We start from the raw sequence: 17,245 nt of genomic DNA, 5'->3' as shown, positions 1-17,245 counted from the left end.
CTGAGTGCCGCCATCGCTAGGTACCGCCGTCCGCTATTTAGGCTGCTTCAGTTCCCAGACGTCAGCCGTGGCGCCGGCCGGAAGGTGCAGCTGCCATTCTTCCCCCGCCGCCGGGTAAGCCCGCAGCGTTGTGGCCACGGAACCGGCGCGGTAGACCTCCACCAGTGAGGCATCCACGAAGACCCGCAACTCCTCCCCCGGCTGTAGGTTTCCGCTAAACACGCTCTGGCGGCCGCCGTCTCCCACGAGCAGGAGTTCGACGGCGGTGTTCCCGCCGCCGGCCCCGCCGCCAGTAGCCGCACCGGCAGTAACCAAGGCTTCAGCAAAGGGGGGCAGTACAACGGATCCTGCCGCCTGGCTGGCCGTCAGCGCTCCACGGTAGGCGCTGACCTCGGAGGCAGGGCTGACGGCAAGGGCACCGTCGACCACGGAGAGTTCACGCGGGAAGGTCAGGACGCCAGCCCAGCCGGCGGCGTCTATTTCGTCCTGGCTGCGGCCGCGGCGTCCGTCGCGGCCCGGTCCTTCATTGGCCCAGCCCCACAGGAGGGCCCGTTCCGCCAGCGCCACGATCTGGGGCGCGTAGAAATCGCGCCCGAGGTCGGACTTCCCGCCGCCGCGGGGCGTGAAGACCGGCAGTCCGGTCGCCGGGTCCTCGGTCAGGGCGCCGACCAGGTGTCCCACGCCGTTGGCGTGTTCGTGTTCGTCACCTGAGAGCCAGAGCGAGAACATCATCAGCCAGGTTCCGGAGTCGTCTGAGTTAGAGTCCCCGGCGGAATCGGGCACCCGCACCAACTGCGGGCATTCCCAGATCTCTGCGGGCGTGAACTCCGAAGCCACCGGGTTCTCCGAGGTCAGCCAGATGCCCTGGTACTTCCAGTCGGACAGGTCCTCCACCGTGTACAGCAGCAGTGCGGCGTGCCCGCTGGCGAGGCCTGCGCCCTGCATGGCGTACCGCTTGCCGTTGAAACGGAAGATAAACGGGTCGCGCACCGCGGTGACCTGCCCGTCGTTCGGCATCGAGGCCGCAATGTGGCCGGTCTGCTCCCAGTGGACAAGGTCCTCCGAGCCACGGGCGATGACCACCTGGGAGTGGCCCCCGTCGCCGCGGACGCCCGAGTACGCGGCGGTGGGAACACCGCCGTCGTCCGTCACCACACCGGTCCAGCAGCCGTACTCATCCGGACCGCCGTGCTGCGGGCGCAGCGCCACCGGGTGTTCCTCCCAGCGCACCAGGTCGGCGGAGCTCACGTGGCCCCAGGCGATCCTGTGGTGCCGGGCGGAGTCCGGGTTGTACTGGAAGAACACGTGGTAGCGGCCGTTGATGTAGCTGATGCCGTTGGGATCGTTGATCCAGCCCTGGGCGGGACGCGGGTGGAACCGCGTGAAGGCGGGGTCGGTGTGGGCGGCGGCGACGTCGTCGAAGCGGATGGCGGCGAGGTCCGGGGAGGGCATAACGGGGCCTTTCGGTGAGGAGGCTATTTTCCGGTGCCGGCCGTGAGGCCGTCCTGGAGTGCGCGCTGGCCGAACATGAAGACCACCAGCGCCGGGATCATGGACAGGACCACGCCTGCGAGGACCACGGAGATGCTTCCGGTTCCCAGGTTGCCCTGGAGCGAGACAAGTCCCAGCGGGAGCGTGAAGTTTTGCTCGGAGATGGTCAGGATGAGCGGGCGGAAGAACTCGTTCCAGTGGAAGTTGAATGCGAGGATTCCCACGATCGCCATGCCGGGCATCGCCAGCGGTGCATATACGGAACGGAACGTCCGCCAGGGTGAGGCGCCGTCGATCGAGGCGGCCTCGGCCAGCTCGGCGGGGAGCCCCATGAAGTACTGGCGCATCAGGAAGGTGCCGAACGCCGTCGGAATGGCCGGAAGGATCAGCGCCAGCAGCGTGTCCGAGAGGCCCATGCCGCGGATCAGCATAAAGACGGGCACGATCGTGACCTGCACCGGCACCATCATGGTGGCCAGCACGATCGAGAAGAGTGCGCCGCGGCCGCGGAACTTCAGGTGCGCGAACGCGTAGCCTGCCATCGCTGCGGACACCATCTGGCCCACCGCGATCAGCCCGGTCACCAAGGCGCTGTTGAGGACGAGGAGGAAGATATTCAGTTGCTGGAATACTTCACCGTAGGACGTGAAGTCCGGGTTCCACGGGAAGAACGACGGCGGCAGCTTGAAGGATTCCGACGGCGACCGCAGTGACGTGGACAGGGTCCACAGCACGGGGCCCAGCGTGAGGGTGGCCGCGATCAGCAGCAGGACGATGCGGATGGCGAAGTTCCAGCTGAACCTGCGCCTGTTGGGTGACGTTTCCGGGAGGCCTTCCGAAAGCCGGGGGGAATGCCCAGCCAGGCCGTGGTCTGTTGTGGTTGTCATGGCTGGCCTTACTGGTAGAAGACGAATCGTTTGCTGAGCCGGAACTGCGCGGCCGTGATGGCCATGATGATCAGGGTGAGAAGCACGCCGATGGCGGAGGCCTGACCGAACTCGAGGCGCTGGAAGGCCGATTCAAAGATGACCATGACGGCGGTGCGGGTGGAGTCGCCGGGGCCGCCGCGGGTCAGCACGTAGGGCTGGTCGAACACCTGCAGGGCGCTGATGATCGCCATCACCGAGGCCACCAGCGTGGTGGGGCTCAGCAGGGGCAGCGTCACGTAGAGGTGCTTGCGCCAGCCGGTGGCGCCGTCGATCGATGCCGCTTCGTATGTCTCCACGGGAATGGAGGCCAGGCCGCCGATGAACAGCAGGAAGGAGAACCCGAAGTTCTGCCACACGTAGACAAGGATCACGACGGCGGCGGACCCGCCCGGCGTGGTCAGCCACGGCACCGCGGGGATGCCCACGAGGGACAGGAACCAGTTGACCACGCCGAACTGTTCGTTGAAGAGGTACCGCATGAAGATGGAAACCGAGGCCGCGGACAGGATCAGCGGGAAGAAGAAGGCCGAGCGGAAGAATACGCGCAGCCAGGCCGGCATCTTCTCCTGCACCATGATGGCCAGTGCCAAAGCGAGCCCCAGCTGGAAGGCCACGGCCACCACCACGAACCCGATGGTGTTCAGGAAGGACACGCGAACGGTGGGATCCTGGACCACTTCGGAGAAGTTGTCGAAGCCCACGAAGGTCGGCGCCGAAATGATGTCCCAGCGGAAGAAGGCAAGGACCACGGAGGCCACGATCGGGATCAGGGTGAACAGGCCCATGCCGAGGATGGTGGGGGCAAGGAAGATCCAGGCCAGCCAGCGCTGGCTGTGCCTGCCGTTCGTTGCGGGTGCCTTGGCCTGGGAGGCCGGTCCGGCCGCCTGCCTCGGCCGCTCCCGCGGCGGGGTGGTGGTGCTCATGACTGCCTCCTCAGGGCCAGTTCAAGGTCGCGCTGCATGGAGGCGAGGGCCTGCTTGAGCTGGCGCTCGTCGCCGCTGACAGCCAGCGAAACGTTCTTCATCAGGGCCGTTTCGACGGCTGCCTGCTGCGGTGGAGCCGGAATAGGGCCGGTGGTGGGGAACCTGTCCAGGGTGTCGTAGAAGACCTTCCAATTGGCGGGTCCCTTGCCGGCGTAGAGCTGCTCGTTGACCATGGAGCGGCGCGCCGGCGTCGTGATCGGGTTGGGGAAGATCAGTTCCATCGCCTCGCGGCTGGAGCTGAACTTGATCCACTCCCAGGCGGCGTCCTTGTCCTTGGCGGTCTTCATGATCGCGTAGCCGGCGGTGCCGAACTGGTGGCGCTGCGTCTTCCAGCGCGGGAAGAACTGGACGTCGAAATCGTTTTCGCCCATCCCGGCCTCGTGCAGGCCCTGCACCCAGTAGCCGCCGGCCGGCGTCGTCCCGATGCGGTTGGATGCGAACAGCCCGACCAGTGAACTGCCGCCGCCTTCCTCCGGGCGGACCCCGAGCCCGTCCTTGACCAGCCCGCGCAGGTAGTCGAAGGACTCGAACACGCGGTCGTCATTGGCGTTGGGCTCCAGCCACTGGTACCCGCCCGACCTGAGGCTGCGGGAGGGATCGTTGGCGTAGAAACCGTCCCAAAGCCACTCCCCGCCGGCGGACCTGGTCTCCCTCAGGAAGCTGGTGTCGTTCGCGTACAGCCACGGCACCACACCGCCGAAGAGCCGGTTGGTCCAGTAGTACGGGGTGAAGTCCGTGGTGCGGGCCTTGCGCATGGCGGCGAGGCTGTTCCGGAAGTCCACGTGGGTCCAGTCATCCGCGGGGCGCTCCAGCCCTGCCTGCGCGAACGCGGTGGTGTTGTAGTACATGTTGGCCGCGTTCCAGTCCATGGGGAGCTGGAACAGGCTGCCCTTGTACATGAAGGCTTCCACCAGGCTGGGGTGGACGTCGTCGAAGAACTCCGCCATGTCCGCGGCGTCGCGGCGCACGTACTCGTCGAGCGGGTGGGCGAGTTTTTCCGCGAATAGCTGGGCGCCTTCGGTGGCCACGTAGACCACGTCCGGCGGGGTGCCCGCGGCCACCATGGTGAGGATCTTGGTGAAGAAGTCCTTCCAGTCCACGGCTTGGATGGCTTGGACCTTGACCTTGATCTCCGGGTGGAGTCGGGTGAATGCGTCGATGGCGCGCTGGCGGGCGGCGGCGTCCGCGGCGGTGCCCATGATGGCGATGCTGAGGCTGTTGTCCCCGCGGCCCGGAATGTCCGTCCCGGAGAGACGCGGCCACGATGCCACGGTTGCTCCGATAATTCCCGCGCCGAGGGCACCAAGGGCCGTACGGCGGGTGAATTCCCGCAGGTGCCCGTTTGTGGCTCCGGTCATGTCAATTTCCTTCCTAACACGTGTTAGGAACTGTAGATCAACGACCTAACACGTGTCAAGCGTCACAGGTTAGGGCACAGGCTGGCCTTGCAACCTGGCACGCTTCACTGCGACGCTCTCTCACCTCCTGCGCTTAAAACCCGGACGCTCTCTCACCTCGCCTGCCGTCGTGGCCAGAAGTGAGAGAGCGTCGGTAAGAAATATGTAGGAAGTGAGAGAGCGTTCCTGTGGCTACATGCTCTCGGGGGTCTCGATGCCCAGCAGGTCCAGTCCCTCGGAGAGTCTGTGGAGGACCAGTGCGCACAGGGCCAGCCGCGACTGGCGAACCGAATCGTCCGCCTTGAGCACGGGGCACTGGTCGTAGAAGGACGTGAACAGCTGCGCCAGCTCGAACAGGTACGTACACAGCCGGTGCGGCTCGAGGAGTTCCCCCACCCGGCGAAGGTTGGCACCATACTCCAGCAGGTGCAGGGCCAGGGCACGTTCGGCGGGTTCGACGACGGCGATGGACGCAGCCGCCGTCGGCTCGCCCGCCACCGGCTCGCCCGGGGACCCACCCACCCCAACCAGGGGCACTGCCTCCCCCGCAGACTCCGCCTCGCCGGCCTTCCGCAGGATGGAGCGGATCCGCGCGGCGGCGTACTGCACGTACGGGCCGGTGTTGCCACTGAGCGCAAGCATGCGGTCAAAATCGAATACATACTCGGTATCGTGGCCCACGGAGAGGTCGGCGTACTTCACCGCTCCGATGCCCACCTGCCGGGCAGTTACGGCGCGCACGTCCTCCGGGAGGTCCGGGCGGCTCGAGTCCACCACGGCGCGGGCGCGGTCCACGGCCTCGTCCAGCAGGGCCATCAGCTTCACCGGTGTGCCTGAGCGGGACTTCAGGATCTTGCCGTCCTCGCCCAGCACGTTGCCGATCTGCACGTGGGTGGCCTCGACCGTGTCAGGCAGCCAGCCGGCCTCGCGCGCCGACTCCATGACCATCCGCAGGTGGACGTTCTGCGGGGCGCCCACCACGTAGAGGATGCGGTCGGCCTGGAGGTCCTGGACCCGGTACCGGATGGTCGCGAGGTCCGTCGTGGCGTACCCGTACCCGCCGTCGGACTTGCGGATGATGAGCGGCAGCGGCTCGCCGTCCCGGCCCGTAAACCCGGCGGGGAAAGTGCACAGCGCCCCTTCACTGACGCGGGCCAGGCCCCGCTCCTCCAGTTCCTGGCACAGCTGTGCTAGATGTGGATCGTACGAACTTTCACCCGCGATGTGGTCGTCCTCGAGGCTGACTCCCAGCGTGGCGTAGATGGCGTTGAAGTAGACCTTCGAGTGGTCCACCAGCCGCTGCCAGACTTCCAGCGTCTCCTCATGGGCCGACTGGAGTGACACGACGCGGAGGCGGGCCCGCGTCGCGAAGTCGGGGTCGCCGTCGAACTTTGCCCGCGCCGCCTGGTAGAACGCGCTGGGGTCCTCCACCAGCAGCGCGGCCTCGGGTGAATCCTCGCCGATCTCCAGCCAGTGCTCAATCAGCATGCCGAAGGGCGTGCCCCAGTCGCCGATGTGGTTCTGCCGGATCACCGTGTGGCCCAGCGCCTCGAGGACGCGGACCAGGCTGTCCCCCACCACGGTGGTGCGGAGGTGCCCCACGTGCATTTCCTTCGCAACGTTTGGGGAGGAATAGTCGACGACGACGCGCTGGGCCTGCGTCTCCGGCCCGCCTTGCGGCTGGGAAGCCTGCGCGTTGAGCAGCTCTTCGATCCACGTGCCGTCGAACGTGAGGTTGATGAAACCGGGGCCGGAGATTTCAACTCCGGTGCAGAGGCCGTCGAGCTCCAGGGACTCGACAATGCGTGCGGCAGCGTCGCGCGGAGCCAGGCCCACCTTCTTCGCGAGCGCCATGGCGGCGTTGACCTGGATGTCCGCGAATTGCGACGGCCGGACCACCGGGTCGGTGTCCCGGAACTCTTCGCCGAACGCGTGGGCAATAGCTGCCTGGACTCTGGGGACAACCATCTCGGCCGGATTATTCACAAGCTCAAATTATCAGTCCCGGGCCCATCCGACCCTCTCTCACATCCTGCGGTTAAACCCCGGACGCTCTCTCACCTCCTGCCCGTGCGGCCCGGGAGGTGAGCGAGCGTTCTCCGAAAACCCGCCAAAAGTGAGAGAGCGTCCCGAAAAAACCCACCAAAAGTGAGAGAGCGTCCTGGAAGGTGGGGCGGGCCCGAGGGGTGAGCCGGCCCGATTAGTGGGAAGCGGCCTAGCCGCGGAAGACCTGGACCACCGACGGGCGCGGTGCGCGCGCCTTGCCGGCAGCCGCCGTCGTGCCTGCCGGAACGTAGTCCGGGAAGTACGAGTTCGGTGCGTCGAACGTGCCTTCCTCCCCCGGGTGCTGCACGGAGACAAAGACGGTGCGGTCGTCGTCGTGCACGATCGGGCCGCAGGTCTCGCCGTCGCGCGGGACGGCCAGGAACTGCTCCACCTTGCCGCGTTCGGCGCCGTCGAGCGTCACTTTGAACAGTCCGTCCGCGCGGCCGATGCCGGCGGGGGCGCCGTCGGTGGAGATCCACAGGTTGCCCACGGAGTCGAACGCCAGGTTGTCCGGGCAGGAGATCGGCGAGACCTGGTCCACCGGGAAGCCGGAGAAGTAGGTGACGTCGCCCTGGGCGGGATCGCCGCAGACCATCAGCAGGTTCCAGGTGAACGCCGTGGAAGTCTGGTCGCCGGTTTCGGTGATTTCCACGATGTGGCCGTCGCGGTTGGCGTTGCGCGGGTTGATCTCGGTGGCGCCTTCCTTGCCCGCCTTGCCGCGGTCCGAGTTGTTGGTGCAGGCAACGTAGACCTTGCCGGTGTGCAGGCTGGGCTCCACGTCCTCGCAGCGGTCCATCTTGGTGGGACCCACCTTGTCCGCGGCCAGCCGGGTGTAGACGAGGACCTCTTCGACGGACATCCCGGGCACGGCCGAGGCCCCGTCAACCACCAGCGGCAGCCATTCGCCGGTGCCGTCGAACGCGCCGTCGGCCGGTACCGCACCGGTCCCGGTGATCTCGGCCGCCGGCGAGTTGCCGGTGAACTTGGCCACGTACAGGTTGCCGGCGGACAGCAGCGTCATGTTGTGCTTGCGGTCGCCTTCGCGGTACTTGTCCTTCGAGACGAACTTGTAGAGGTAGTCGAAGCGCTCGTCGTCGCCGGAGTAGGCCACCGCGTGCCCCGATTCGGCCACGATCACGTTGGCGCCCTCGTGCTTGAACCGGCCCAGCGAGGAGTGCTTCTTCGGCGTGGACGTGGGGTCAAACGGGTCCACTTCCACGATCCAGCCGAAGCGGTTGGTCTCGTTCGCGTAGCCGGCGTTGCGGGTATCGAAGCGGGGGTCGTCCAGTTCCCATTTGCGCGCCGTGGCCGACGACGTCAGGCCGTAGCGCTTGTCGCTGGCGGACGTGCCCGGGGAAACGAAGTACCCGTTGAAGTTCTCCTCGCCGGACAGGATGGTTCCCCACGGTGTGGTGCCGCCGGAGCAGTTGCCGAGCGTGCCCTTGATCTTGCGCCCGGACGGGTCATCGATGGTCTTCACGAGCGAGGACCCCGCGGCGGGACCGGTGAGTTCGTAGACCGTGCTGTTCAGGTAGCGGCGGTTGAGCCCGGCGCCCTGGACGTAGCTCCACGGCTTGTTCTTGTTCTGCCGCTCCAGCTCCACCACGGACAGGCCGTGCGCGGCAGCCCCCACTGCCCGGACATCGGCGGCCGGCATAGTTGCCGGGAACATGATGTTTTCGTTGGTGTATTCGTGGTTGGCGAAGAGCACGGCGCGGCGGCCCTTGCTGCCCGGAACCTCGAGGATGTCCGTGTAGTCGTTGTTGTAGCCGAACTGCTTTTCCTGCGCGGCCGCCGTCTGGTTGTTGATGTCGAACGCGGGAGCATCCTTGAAAATCGGGTCTCCCCAGCGGATGACGGGCTGCCAGGTGAACCCGGCCGGCACGGTCAAGGTGTCCACGTCCGCGGCGATGGACGGGATCGCGGTGAACTGCAGCTTGGACTTGCCGAAGCCGTCCTTTGCCGCGGCGGCGAGGTCGGTGCCGCCGTCGGCCACTGCAGTTCCGGCGGACGTTACCGCACTGCCCAGCACGACGGCGAGCGCACCGGCGGCGCCGAAGCCGAGGGCGGCGCGGCGGGACATGGTGGCGGAGGCGATGTCGCGGAAGTAGCTGTTTGAGCTGGTGTTGCAGACCTCGCCCGAGCAGGCGTTGTCGCACTTCAGCGCGCAGGTGACGGGGCTGCGCTTGCCTTTGGTGTGGCCGAGCATGGGGAGCAGGGCAAACTTGCGTCCGGTCGTTTCAGACATGAGGGGGCCTTCCAAGGAATCCGATGCGGTCCCGCCAACCCTGCCAGCCGCTTCCAACCGGGAACCGACAACCAGATGAAGATCCGGTGAACCGGTGGTGACCCGCAGAAAGGGTGAGAGAGCGTTTCAGGAAAACCCGCAGGAAGTGAGAGAGCGTCCCGGAAAAGGCCGCCAAAAGTGAGAGAGCGTCAGACCTGGGCGGGGGCGGCCAGAACTGCGTGCACCCGGCGGAGGCGGTCCAGCCACCAGTCCCGGCGGTCGCCGGGGGCCGCGAATTCCTCGAGCAGCCCGGCGTCGGCCCTGACGTCGCGGAGGCGGATGGCGCCGTCGTCGGCCACGAGCGAATCCCGGGTGACATCGGCCACGAGCAGCGACACCGTCCCCAGCCCGCACGCGTACGGCAGTTCCGGGAGCGCCGCCGCCAAAGCCAGCCCCGCGCGGATCCCCACCGACGTGTCCAGCGCGGAGCTCACGACGGCGGGCAGCCCGGCCTGCGCGACGATGTCCAGCGCGCGCCGCACTCCCCCGAGCGGCGCCACCTTCACCACGATGAGATCGGCCGCTCCCGCCCGCGCCACGCGCAGGGGATCGTCCTCCTTGCGCACGCTTTCGTCCGCGGCGATCAGCAGGGGAACGCCGGCGGCCCGCAGCTGGCGGCGCACCTCGGCCAGGCCGTCGATGTCCGGCACCGGCTGCTCGGCGTATTCAAGCCCGACGGCGGACAGCCGGGTCAGCGCCTCCACGGCCGTGGGAACGTCCCACCCGCCGTTCGCGTCGACGCGGATGGCGGCCTGCGGGAGGGCGCTGCGGACGGCGGCCACCCGGGCGGCGTCGTCGTCGAGCGTCTGGCCGCGTTCAGCCACCTTGATCTTGACGGCATCCACGCGGCCGAACCGCGCCAGCACCTCCGGAACACGGTCCGCAGAGACGGCCGGAACCGTGGCGTTCACGGGAATCACAGATCGCAGCGGCTCGGGAAAGCCCTGCCAGCCGGCCTCGACGGCCGCGGCGAGCCAGCGGGAGGCTTCGGCGTCGCCGTATTCGGGGAACGGGCAGAACTCACCCCATCCCAGCGGGCCTTCCAGCAGCAGGGCCTCGCGCTGGGTGATGCCGCGGAACTTCACGCGCATGGGCAGGCTCACCACGTGGGCGGACGCCAAAAGCCGGTCCAGGGAAGGGAGTGCTGCATCCTTCAGTTGGGGCTGGCTCGGTGCGTCGGCAGGCATGATTTCACTCTACCGGGCACCCCTGACAACGGGCCGACGCAAAAGAGCCCCGCTGCAGATAGGGAGGCCAAGGAGTCCTTGGTAGGGCCGACGGCGACTGGGGGCGAGCTTCACGTTTATGAGACTCGTCGCCGCCGGCCCAGCTCAAGGAGCCCCGGGCGCACATTCCCTGCGGATAACCGCCGGATCTGCTGCGGGGCGGTCCGTGTAGAACCGGACCGTTGATAAAATCCTAGGGACCCCGGGCCTTCGCCGCATGAGTACCCGCTACTCGTTTTGGCGGCTCCGATGTACTCAGGAAAGCGGCCATCACGCGCCGCGAACAGCGCGCGATGGCCGCCGGTTGGAAGGGCCCATGGCGCCCTAACCAAACGTGGATTTACCGCTGGTTGTGGTCGTCATCCTTGGCGCGGTCCAGCAGCTTGCAGATGTCCTTGGCGTGCCGGATGCTGTTGTGCGTGATCTCGCCGGAGACTATCTCCATCTGGTCAACGGAGGCATAGACAACGTTGCCCGCAAGCCGTCCGCGTTCGAAGTAGAAAGCCTTCGGCAGTCCGGCGTCCTCAAAAACCTTCTCGTCAGCTGCTCCCACGGCAAACACCAGGCTAGGACCCCGGCCGGACAGGTGGGCGCTCAGGCCGTCAGCTGCAAGCCTCTGCGTGAACGGCCCGGAGACGTCCAGCTCGTCGATGGTGGCGCCGTCGGAGACGCGGGTGAGGTCAATGGTGGCGTCGCCCCGGAACCTGATCACCAGGGTTCCGTCGTCCTTCTTCTCGCCCTTGTACTTCACCTCGCGCTCGTCGCCGGCTTCCACTTTGATGGTGGTGTCACAGGCGGTGAACTCGTAGTCGGCGTAGTACGCATCGGGCACGGAGACGTACTTTCCGTCGGTGTCCTCCGGGGGCCACGGCCCTGCGGCTCCGCCTCCGCCATCAGATCCGGCGGACGCCGGAGCGGAAATTCCCGTCAGCAATGCCAGCGCCAAGGTGGCGGGCAGGCACAGATACCTCATTTTTCGGTTCATGGCAGCACTCCTGAAGATGGCAGGAGGGGACGCATACGGGTCTGACCTGCCAATGTTGGTAAACATCAAATGCCAGCTAGGCGACGAGACCAGTTGTGATGCGGTGTTATTGCGGCCGCTGTGTTCAGGCCGACAATACGTTCAAGCTAGCGCCGCCGTCGCCGCGGTGTCAACGGTAAATTGGACGCCGGCGGTACGCCAAATCCGGACGCCTATTCGGACACCAAACACGCACGCCGGTTGGGCACGCACATGTGGGGTTTTGCGGACGCCAATGCCCTGCGTGTCACCGTTGTCGTGGGCATTGGCATCCGCTACGGTCGCCGGCTTAGTGCTGGTCGGCTGGCGGCCGATATCCCCAGCGTAGGAAAATTGCCAGCGGCCAGCACGAGTATTTGCTACCTGTTTTGGGGCGCAAGTGCAGGCAGTGGTGGCCCTCGGTACGGTGCTCCGGCCCCGCAGCGGAGGCGCGGCGCAGGCACTTTCCTCAGACGGCTCTCAGCATTTTGTGGGACGCTGATGGTGATGAGTTCTCACCTTAAAGATTCCCGACGACGGCGGCCCGCCGGGCAGGTGCGTGGCACCAAGCGACTGGGTGCGCTGTGCATCCTCGCAACACTGGCCTGTGTTGCCGGCCTGATCGCAACGTACTACTTCTTCGTGCGGACCACCACGGGGCAGTACATCGACGAATCCGCCCTCGTGGAGGCCGTCGCCATCCACGGGCCCGCCGGGAAGGCCACCACCAGGTTCCTGGACTGGCTGCCCACCATCTCGCTGGTAATGGCCGCCGTCGTCGTCCTCTTTGTCACGGTGATCCGCAAGCGGTGGAGGGCCGCGGGCATTGCCGTGGCCGCGTGCATCGGCGCGAACATCGCCACGCAGGTACTGAAGGAACTGCTGCCGGCCCGGCCGTTCCGCGGCGTCGAAACCCTGGAATTGAATTCGTTGCCGTCCGGCCACACCACGCTGGCTGCGTCGGCCGCGGCCGCTGTCTTCCTGATGGCCTCGCCGCGCTGGCGGCCGTTCGCAGGCTTTGTGGGCGGCAGCTTCGCCATCGTGTCCGGAATTTCCACGGTGGTGAACCAGTGGCACCGCCCCGCCGACGTCGTGGCGGCCTTCCTGCTGGTGGGCGCCTTCGCGATCCCGGCCGGATGGCTGATCATCCGTACGGGCAATTCATGGAACGTGTGGGACGGCTTTGGCGGGCACTGGGCGTCCTCACGCTGGTGGATCCGGCTGCCGGGCCTGATCTCCCTGGTGTTTGCCGCGGCCGCCGCGTATTTGCTCACCCGGTACACCCCCGGCCAGGGCGGCAGCACCACCAGTTACTTCTGGGGCGGCATCTCACTGATCGTCGTGGCCGGGTACCTTGCCACGGTGGCCACCACCGCGCTGTTCGCCTTTGCCGCACGACGGCGGGTGGCCGGCGGCCGCTGACGGCCCGGCTGGTGGCTACTTCAGGAACGAGGCGTTGAAGGAGTTCAGGTCCACCGGAACGCCGTTGAGGCTGTGCTCGAACTTCTGCTGGATGCCGATCCGCATGGTGCTGGCCGTGTTCCAGCCGCCGTACTGCACCGGGGCGGGCGCAAGGTAGTCGGCAGTCCAGGTTGAGTAGTTGAGGTTGCTGGTGCTCGTGTCCCAGAGCGGGACGTCGGAGAACGCGGTGCTGTTGCTCATAAGGTCCGGCCACATTCCGCTGCCGCTGTAGATCACGGGCCGCACGCCCATGCTGCGGACGCCATCCACCATTTGGCGGGTCACCGCCGGGCTGCCGGGCTCAACGTCCAGGGCGAAGAACTGCAGCTGCGAGGCGTACGGTCCGGCCGCGTTGATGCCGCCCTGCCAGCAGGAGGCGTCCCGCGTGTACACGGCGATTTTCAGGCCGGCGTCGAGCGCCATCTTGAGCTGGGCCTGGGTCCGGGACCAGGGATCACAAGTACCCCAGGCGGTGGAGTGCATCACGTAAAGCCGGATGCCGGCGTCGTACGCCTTTTTGAACCACGCCGGGTCGGTGATCGCGGCGGTGGTGTCCACAACCTTTACCGAAGAGCTGGAGACGGGCGGGGTGAAGTTGGTGGGCTGCATCTTCGCCTCCTGGACTTTCGCGGGCTGCGGCACAGCGGCCTGGGCTTCCGGCGCCGACTGAGCCGGCTTCTGCGCGGACGGTGCGGCGGCAGGTGCCGCTCCGAGGCCCAGCAGAAGGGGCAGGGCAGCAATGGCGGCAACAAGGTTGATCTGAAGCAAACGATACTCCTGGGTCTGGCCAGCCCGGCGTGGATGGGGGCTGGCATGGCGCAGCAAGGCCGCGTGAGGGTGGGATACGCAGTTGATCGAGCCCAGTTCCCGGTCAACCCGTGGGACGCCGCACAAGTAGTGCCGAGGTCCGCCCCTACCTTACGGGTGTTGCGGCGAGTATCGAAAACCGCAAAAACGAGTGTTGACGGTCCGGGTGCTTGTCCCGTATTGGGCATGGAAGGCATCTCCCATTTACATTGCCGCCCGCGAAGGCCAGAATAAATCGCACCACAGCCTCCACTGGCTCAGCAGCGAGCTGACTTCCATGCTGCTCAAAACAGGGGGCTGCTCTGATGGCCGATCTCTACGAATCCAAGCTTTCCACACGGGTGGATTTCCCGGCCCGGGCCAGGGCCGTTGCCTCTATTCCATCGTTGCTGAGGGTCCAAGGATTCCTGCGCGCGCATGCCCAGCGCCAGCATGAACCCGGAATCTGCGACTTCACCATCGGCAATCCGCATCAGATGCCGCAAGAAGCATATGTCGCGGCATTGCGGGACCAGCTGGAGCCCCGGAACGAACTCTGGTTCGCATATAAATCCAACGGCGCCGAAGCCCAGCAGGCCGCGGCGGCATCGCTGCAACGCCTGTTGGAGATGCCGTTCGAGCCGGAGGACATCCACCTCACCACAGGCGGGTTCACCGCCATCGCCATGGCATTGAAGGCCGTGGCTGATCCGGGTGACGAGGTGATTTACAGCCTGCCCCCATGGTTCCTGTACGAGCCGATCGTCACCGAAGCCGGCCTGGTCCCGGTCAAGGTGCGGATCGACGAGGAGACATTCGACCTGGACCTCACGGCTATCGCGTCTGCCATCACGCCCCGCACCCGGGTGGTGATCGTCAATACCCCCAACAACCCCACCGGCCGGATCTACCTGCCCGCGCTGCTGGTGAAGCTGGCCGCGGTGCTGGAACTGGCCTCGGAGCGGAACGGACGCCGGATCTATCTCCTGTCCGATGAGGCCTACAACCGGATTGTGTACGACGGCGCCCGCTTCCACAGCCCGGCGGAATACTATCCGCATACCCTGCTCGCATACTCCTACGGGAAGACGCACCTGGCACCAGGGCAGCGGATAGGCTATCTGGCCCTGCCGCCCACCATGCCGGACCGGGACGCCCTGCGGGAAATCCTGAGCGCACTGCAGGTTGCCATGGGCTGGATCTACCCCAACGCGCTGCTTCAATATGCACTGCCTGCACTGGAGACGTTCTCCATCGATGTGGGGCAGCTGCAGCGGAAGCGGGACCGGCTGTACGACGCGCTGACGGGGATGGGGTACCGGCTCCACCGGCCGGAGGGCTCGTTCTACCTGTTTGTGCAGTCTCCGGTGCCTGACGATGAAGCGTTCACCGAGTCCCTGGCCACCCGCGACGTCTTTGTGCTGCCGGGGGTCCTGTTTGAAACACCGGGGTTCTTCCGGATCTCGCTTACGGCCAACGAGGAGATGGTGGAGCGCAGCCTGCCCGCGTTCGCGGAGGCGATCAGGTTGGCGGGGGTTGGGTAAGTTGCGGGACGGCACGGGTGACCGGCGGCGAATCGAAAACTAGGTAGGCGCCACTCTAGTCCGCCGTGGAGGCAGCGGATACTGTCAGCTACTGGCCGGTTGAGTCGGCTGAGGTGCTTGAGCGGGCAGGCAGCAGCTGACCGCCGTTAGGGTGAATCCCGTGCAAATGTGGCGCGCGGTCTCCTCCGTAGTTGTCTGGTGGCGTGCCGTCAAAGAGGAAGCGATGCTTCCCGCGAAAATGGAGGATTTCATGATTCGTGAGACCACACGCCGGCTAGTGCCAGCAGCCATGCTGGCAGCAATGCTGCTCGCTGCGCCCCAACCGGCCATGGCCGCTGATTTTGGCCCTAGTGACCCTACCCCTGGATGCCCCGGTTTCGATATTGTCGTCAGCGGAACCGGCGGGAACCAGGTCACCAAAGTCACTAGGGAAAAGAACGGCTATGTTCGCACGGTGACCGGTGGAGACGGCTTCATTTTGACGTTCACAGCCGTCAAAGGGACGCAAGTGGGAACGTCAATTACTGTGCCCACGAACGGTTCCGTGACGCATACATCCTTCAACCCGGACGGCACCGTTACGTTCACGTTGACAGGTCAAAACGTCTTCATCTATTTTCCAACAGATGTAGGCGGCGCTCGGACAATCCTTTACACAGGCAAAGCCGTAGTCGAGAACAGCGCACTCGGAGTGTCTACTTTCCAAAGCGCGTCGGGAAAGCAAAAGAACCTCTGCGACCTGTTGTCCCTGTAGCCGATGAGGGCCAGGAAGCTCCGACCAGAATGGCCTGTTCGGAGCTTCCTGGCCCTTGTCATTGCATCTCCACCCCTTGTAGTGTCCGCAGGACCGCTAGGTTGATTCTGGATTTTCGGGTGCCGCCGGCTCCCGAACACGCCGGGTCTGTGTGTTGACTCGCCGGTGGTCGCGGAGGAATATCGCATTTGTCCGCACCGGCGCTGCCAGGGCTCTCCACCGCCGTGCAGCGCGGGTGGCCCCAGCCGGAAGAAGGATCCCCCATGTCCATACTCGCCACCACTCCCGAAAGCCAGGCGTTCGGCCTGAAGGCGAAGATATACGACGACGACCTCCGGTCCCACGGTTACGTCGCCAAGCACACGAAGGACCTGGCGGTGAACCCGGAGGCGTATGTGGCATTCGAAGCGCTCATCAGCGCCATCACCCAAAACATGGACGTGCGGCGCTACGAGCTGATCACCCTGGCCGCCGCCCAGGCGCTCGGTTCGGCACACTGCCGGCTGGCCCACGGGTTGAAGGCGCTGCGGGCCATTGCCGAGGACGAGCTGGTGCAGATCGCAAAGGACTATCACAACGCCGGGTTAACAGTGGCGGAGGTGGCCATGATGGAGTATGCCGAGCGGCTCAGCACGGACGCGGTCACCATGACCGACGCCGACACCCTCGAGCTGCGGGACCACGGCTTCACCGACCGGGAAATCCTGGACATCACGCTGGCTGCTGCCGCTAGGAATTACATGAGCCGCACGCTGCAGGCCATCGCGGCGGAGGTGGATGTTCCCACCAAGCTCTCCCCGCAGCTCCGCAGCGCCCTGCTGTCTCCCCTGGCACAGTATGGCGCAGCCGCGAAGCCCCGGCACCGCGGCGCCTGACCCACAACGCTCTCTCACTTCGTGCCGTAAAAAACCCAACGCTCTCTCACTTCCTGCGGTAAAAACCCCAACGCTCTCTCACTGCGCGTCGGCACGTCGGGAATAGTGAGAGAGCGTCGCAGAAAAACGTGCAGGAAGTGAGAGAGCGTCGCAACCCGTAGCGCTGGCTAGTCAGTTGGGCGGCTCGGCGGCTGGCGCCTAGGCCTGCCGGCGGTATGTTGCGTCGACCACCTGGTATGGATCATGGCCCGGCACCATGTTGTGCATGGTGATCCGTCCGCCGTTGCCGTCGCCGGGGTGGACGTGGATCTGCCAGCCCCAGTCAGGTCCGGACGGGGCGGGGTACCAGCCGGTCAGGCGGATCACGCCGTCTTCGTCGATGTTCCCGTCAAGGGTCAGCCATTCCGGCCCGGAGTGGAAGGAATCAACCCAGACCGCCTTAGCTTCGATCCACCGGTCGGGT

Annotated in this window: 13 protein-coding genes and 1 pseudogene; 4 read left to right on the top strand and 10 right to left on the bottom strand. The window is 66.0% G+C overall.

The annotated features are described in order from the left end of the window. Window positions 1-33: 33 nt before the first annotated feature. The 8 genes from J7I79_RS12280 to J7I79_RS12245 form a co-directional block, all read right to left on the bottom strand. Window positions 34-1,452, bottom strand: coding sequence for a glycoside hydrolase family 32 protein (locus tag J7I79_RS12280; RefSeq protein WP_214953534.1), 1,419 nt, complete (start codon window positions 1,450-1,452; stop codon window positions 34-36). Window positions 1,453-1,475: 23 nt separating this feature from the next. Continuing rightward, window positions 1,476-2,378: a carbohydrate ABC transporter permease gene (locus tag J7I79_RS12275; RefSeq protein ID WP_251042740.1), complete on the bottom strand. Its 903-nt coding sequence runs from the start codon at window positions 2,376-2,378 to the stop codon at window positions 1,476-1,478. A gap of 8 nt (window positions 2,379-2,386) precedes the next feature. Then, window positions 2,387-3,343, bottom strand: a complete 957-nt coding sequence (locus tag J7I79_RS12270) for a carbohydrate ABC transporter permease (protein WP_214953532.1) — start codon at window positions 3,341-3,343, stop codon at window positions 2,387-2,389. Continuing rightward, the gene (locus J7I79_RS12265; RefSeq protein ID WP_214953530.1) at window positions 3,340-4,761 is read right to left on the bottom strand and encodes an extracellular solute-binding protein; all 1,422 of its coding nucleotides are present in this window, start codon (window positions 4,759-4,761) and stop codon (window positions 3,340-3,342) included. Before J7I79_RS12265 ends, J7I79_RS12270 begins: the two co-directional genes overlap by 4 nt. 231 nt (window positions 4,762-4,992) lie before the next feature. Then, a complete protein-coding gene (gene argS / locus J7I79_RS12260) occupies window positions 4,993-6,768 on the bottom strand; it encodes an arginine--tRNA ligase (protein ID WP_214953527.1) in 1,776 nt (591 codons plus the stop codon). Between the two features lie 247 nt (window positions 6,769-7,015). Further along, the gene (locus J7I79_RS12255; protein WP_214953525.1) at window positions 7,016-9,094 is read right to left on the bottom strand and encodes a PhoX family phosphatase; all 2,079 of its coding nucleotides are present in this window, start codon (window positions 9,092-9,094) and stop codon (window positions 7,016-7,018) included. A 188-nt stretch (window positions 9,095-9,282) separates the two neighbouring features. Then, window positions 9,283-10,320: an o-succinylbenzoate synthase gene (locus J7I79_RS12250; protein WP_214953523.1), complete on the bottom strand. Its 1,038-nt coding sequence runs from the start codon at window positions 10,318-10,320 to the stop codon at window positions 9,283-9,285. A 379-nt stretch (window positions 10,321-10,699) separates the two neighbouring features. Further along, window positions 10,700-11,344, bottom strand: a complete 645-nt coding sequence (locus tag J7I79_RS12245) for a hypothetical protein (protein WP_214953521.1) — start codon at window positions 11,342-11,344, stop codon at window positions 10,700-10,702. 519 nt (window positions 11,345-11,863) lie between these two features. On the opposite strand from J7I79_RS12245, the gene J7I79_RS12240 reads away from it, so the two are divergent. Further along, a complete protein-coding gene (locus J7I79_RS12240; RefSeq protein ID WP_214953519.1) occupies window positions 11,864-12,784 on the top strand; it encodes a phosphatase PAP2 family protein in 921 nt (306 codons plus the stop codon). Between the two features lie 15 nt (window positions 12,785-12,799). On the opposite strand, the gene J7I79_RS12235 is transcribed toward J7I79_RS12240, so the two are convergent. Further along, a complete protein-coding gene (locus J7I79_RS12235; RefSeq protein ID WP_214953517.1) occupies window positions 12,800-13,591 on the bottom strand; it encodes a hypothetical protein in 792 nt (263 codons plus the stop codon). A gap of 344 nt (window positions 13,592-13,935) precedes the next feature. Between J7I79_RS12235 and J7I79_RS12230 the strand changes: the two genes are divergently transcribed. The 3 genes from J7I79_RS12230 (at window position 13,936) to J7I79_RS12220 (ending at window position 16,782) form a co-directional block, all read left to right on the top strand. Then, window positions 13,936-15,153, top strand: a complete 1,218-nt coding sequence (locus tag J7I79_RS12230; RefSeq protein WP_214953515.1) for an aminotransferase class I/II-fold pyridoxal phosphate-dependent enzyme — start codon at window positions 13,936-13,938, stop codon at window positions 15,151-15,153. Between the two features lie 160 nt (window positions 15,154-15,313). Continuing rightward, on the top strand, window positions 15,314-15,907 hold the full coding sequence (locus tag J7I79_RS12225; RefSeq protein ID WP_214953513.1) for a hypothetical protein: 594 nt from the start codon (window positions 15,314-15,316) through the stop codon (window positions 15,905-15,907). 263 nt (window positions 15,908-16,170) lie between these two features. After that, window positions 16,171-16,782 carry a carboxymuconolactone decarboxylase family protein gene (locus J7I79_RS12220; RefSeq protein WP_214953511.1) on the top strand — a complete coding sequence of 204 codons (612 nt, stop codon included), beginning with the start codon at window positions 16,171-16,173 and terminating at the stop codon, window positions 16,780-16,782. Between the two features lie 198 nt (window positions 16,783-16,980). Here the strand turns inward: J7I79_RS12220 and J7I79_RS12215 are convergent. Beyond that, window positions 16,981-17,245: pseudogene (locus J7I79_RS12215) on the bottom strand (DUF1579 family protein); the annotation flags it as partial.

Origin of the sequence: Arthrobacter sp. ISL-69, assembly GCF_018613775.1 — a bacterium.
Lineage (GTDB): Bacteria > Actinomycetota > Actinomycetes > Actinomycetales > Micrococcaceae > Arthrobacter.
Note: the sequence above shows the minus strand (reverse complement) of the source record. Positions and strands in the feature narration are given on the sequence as shown.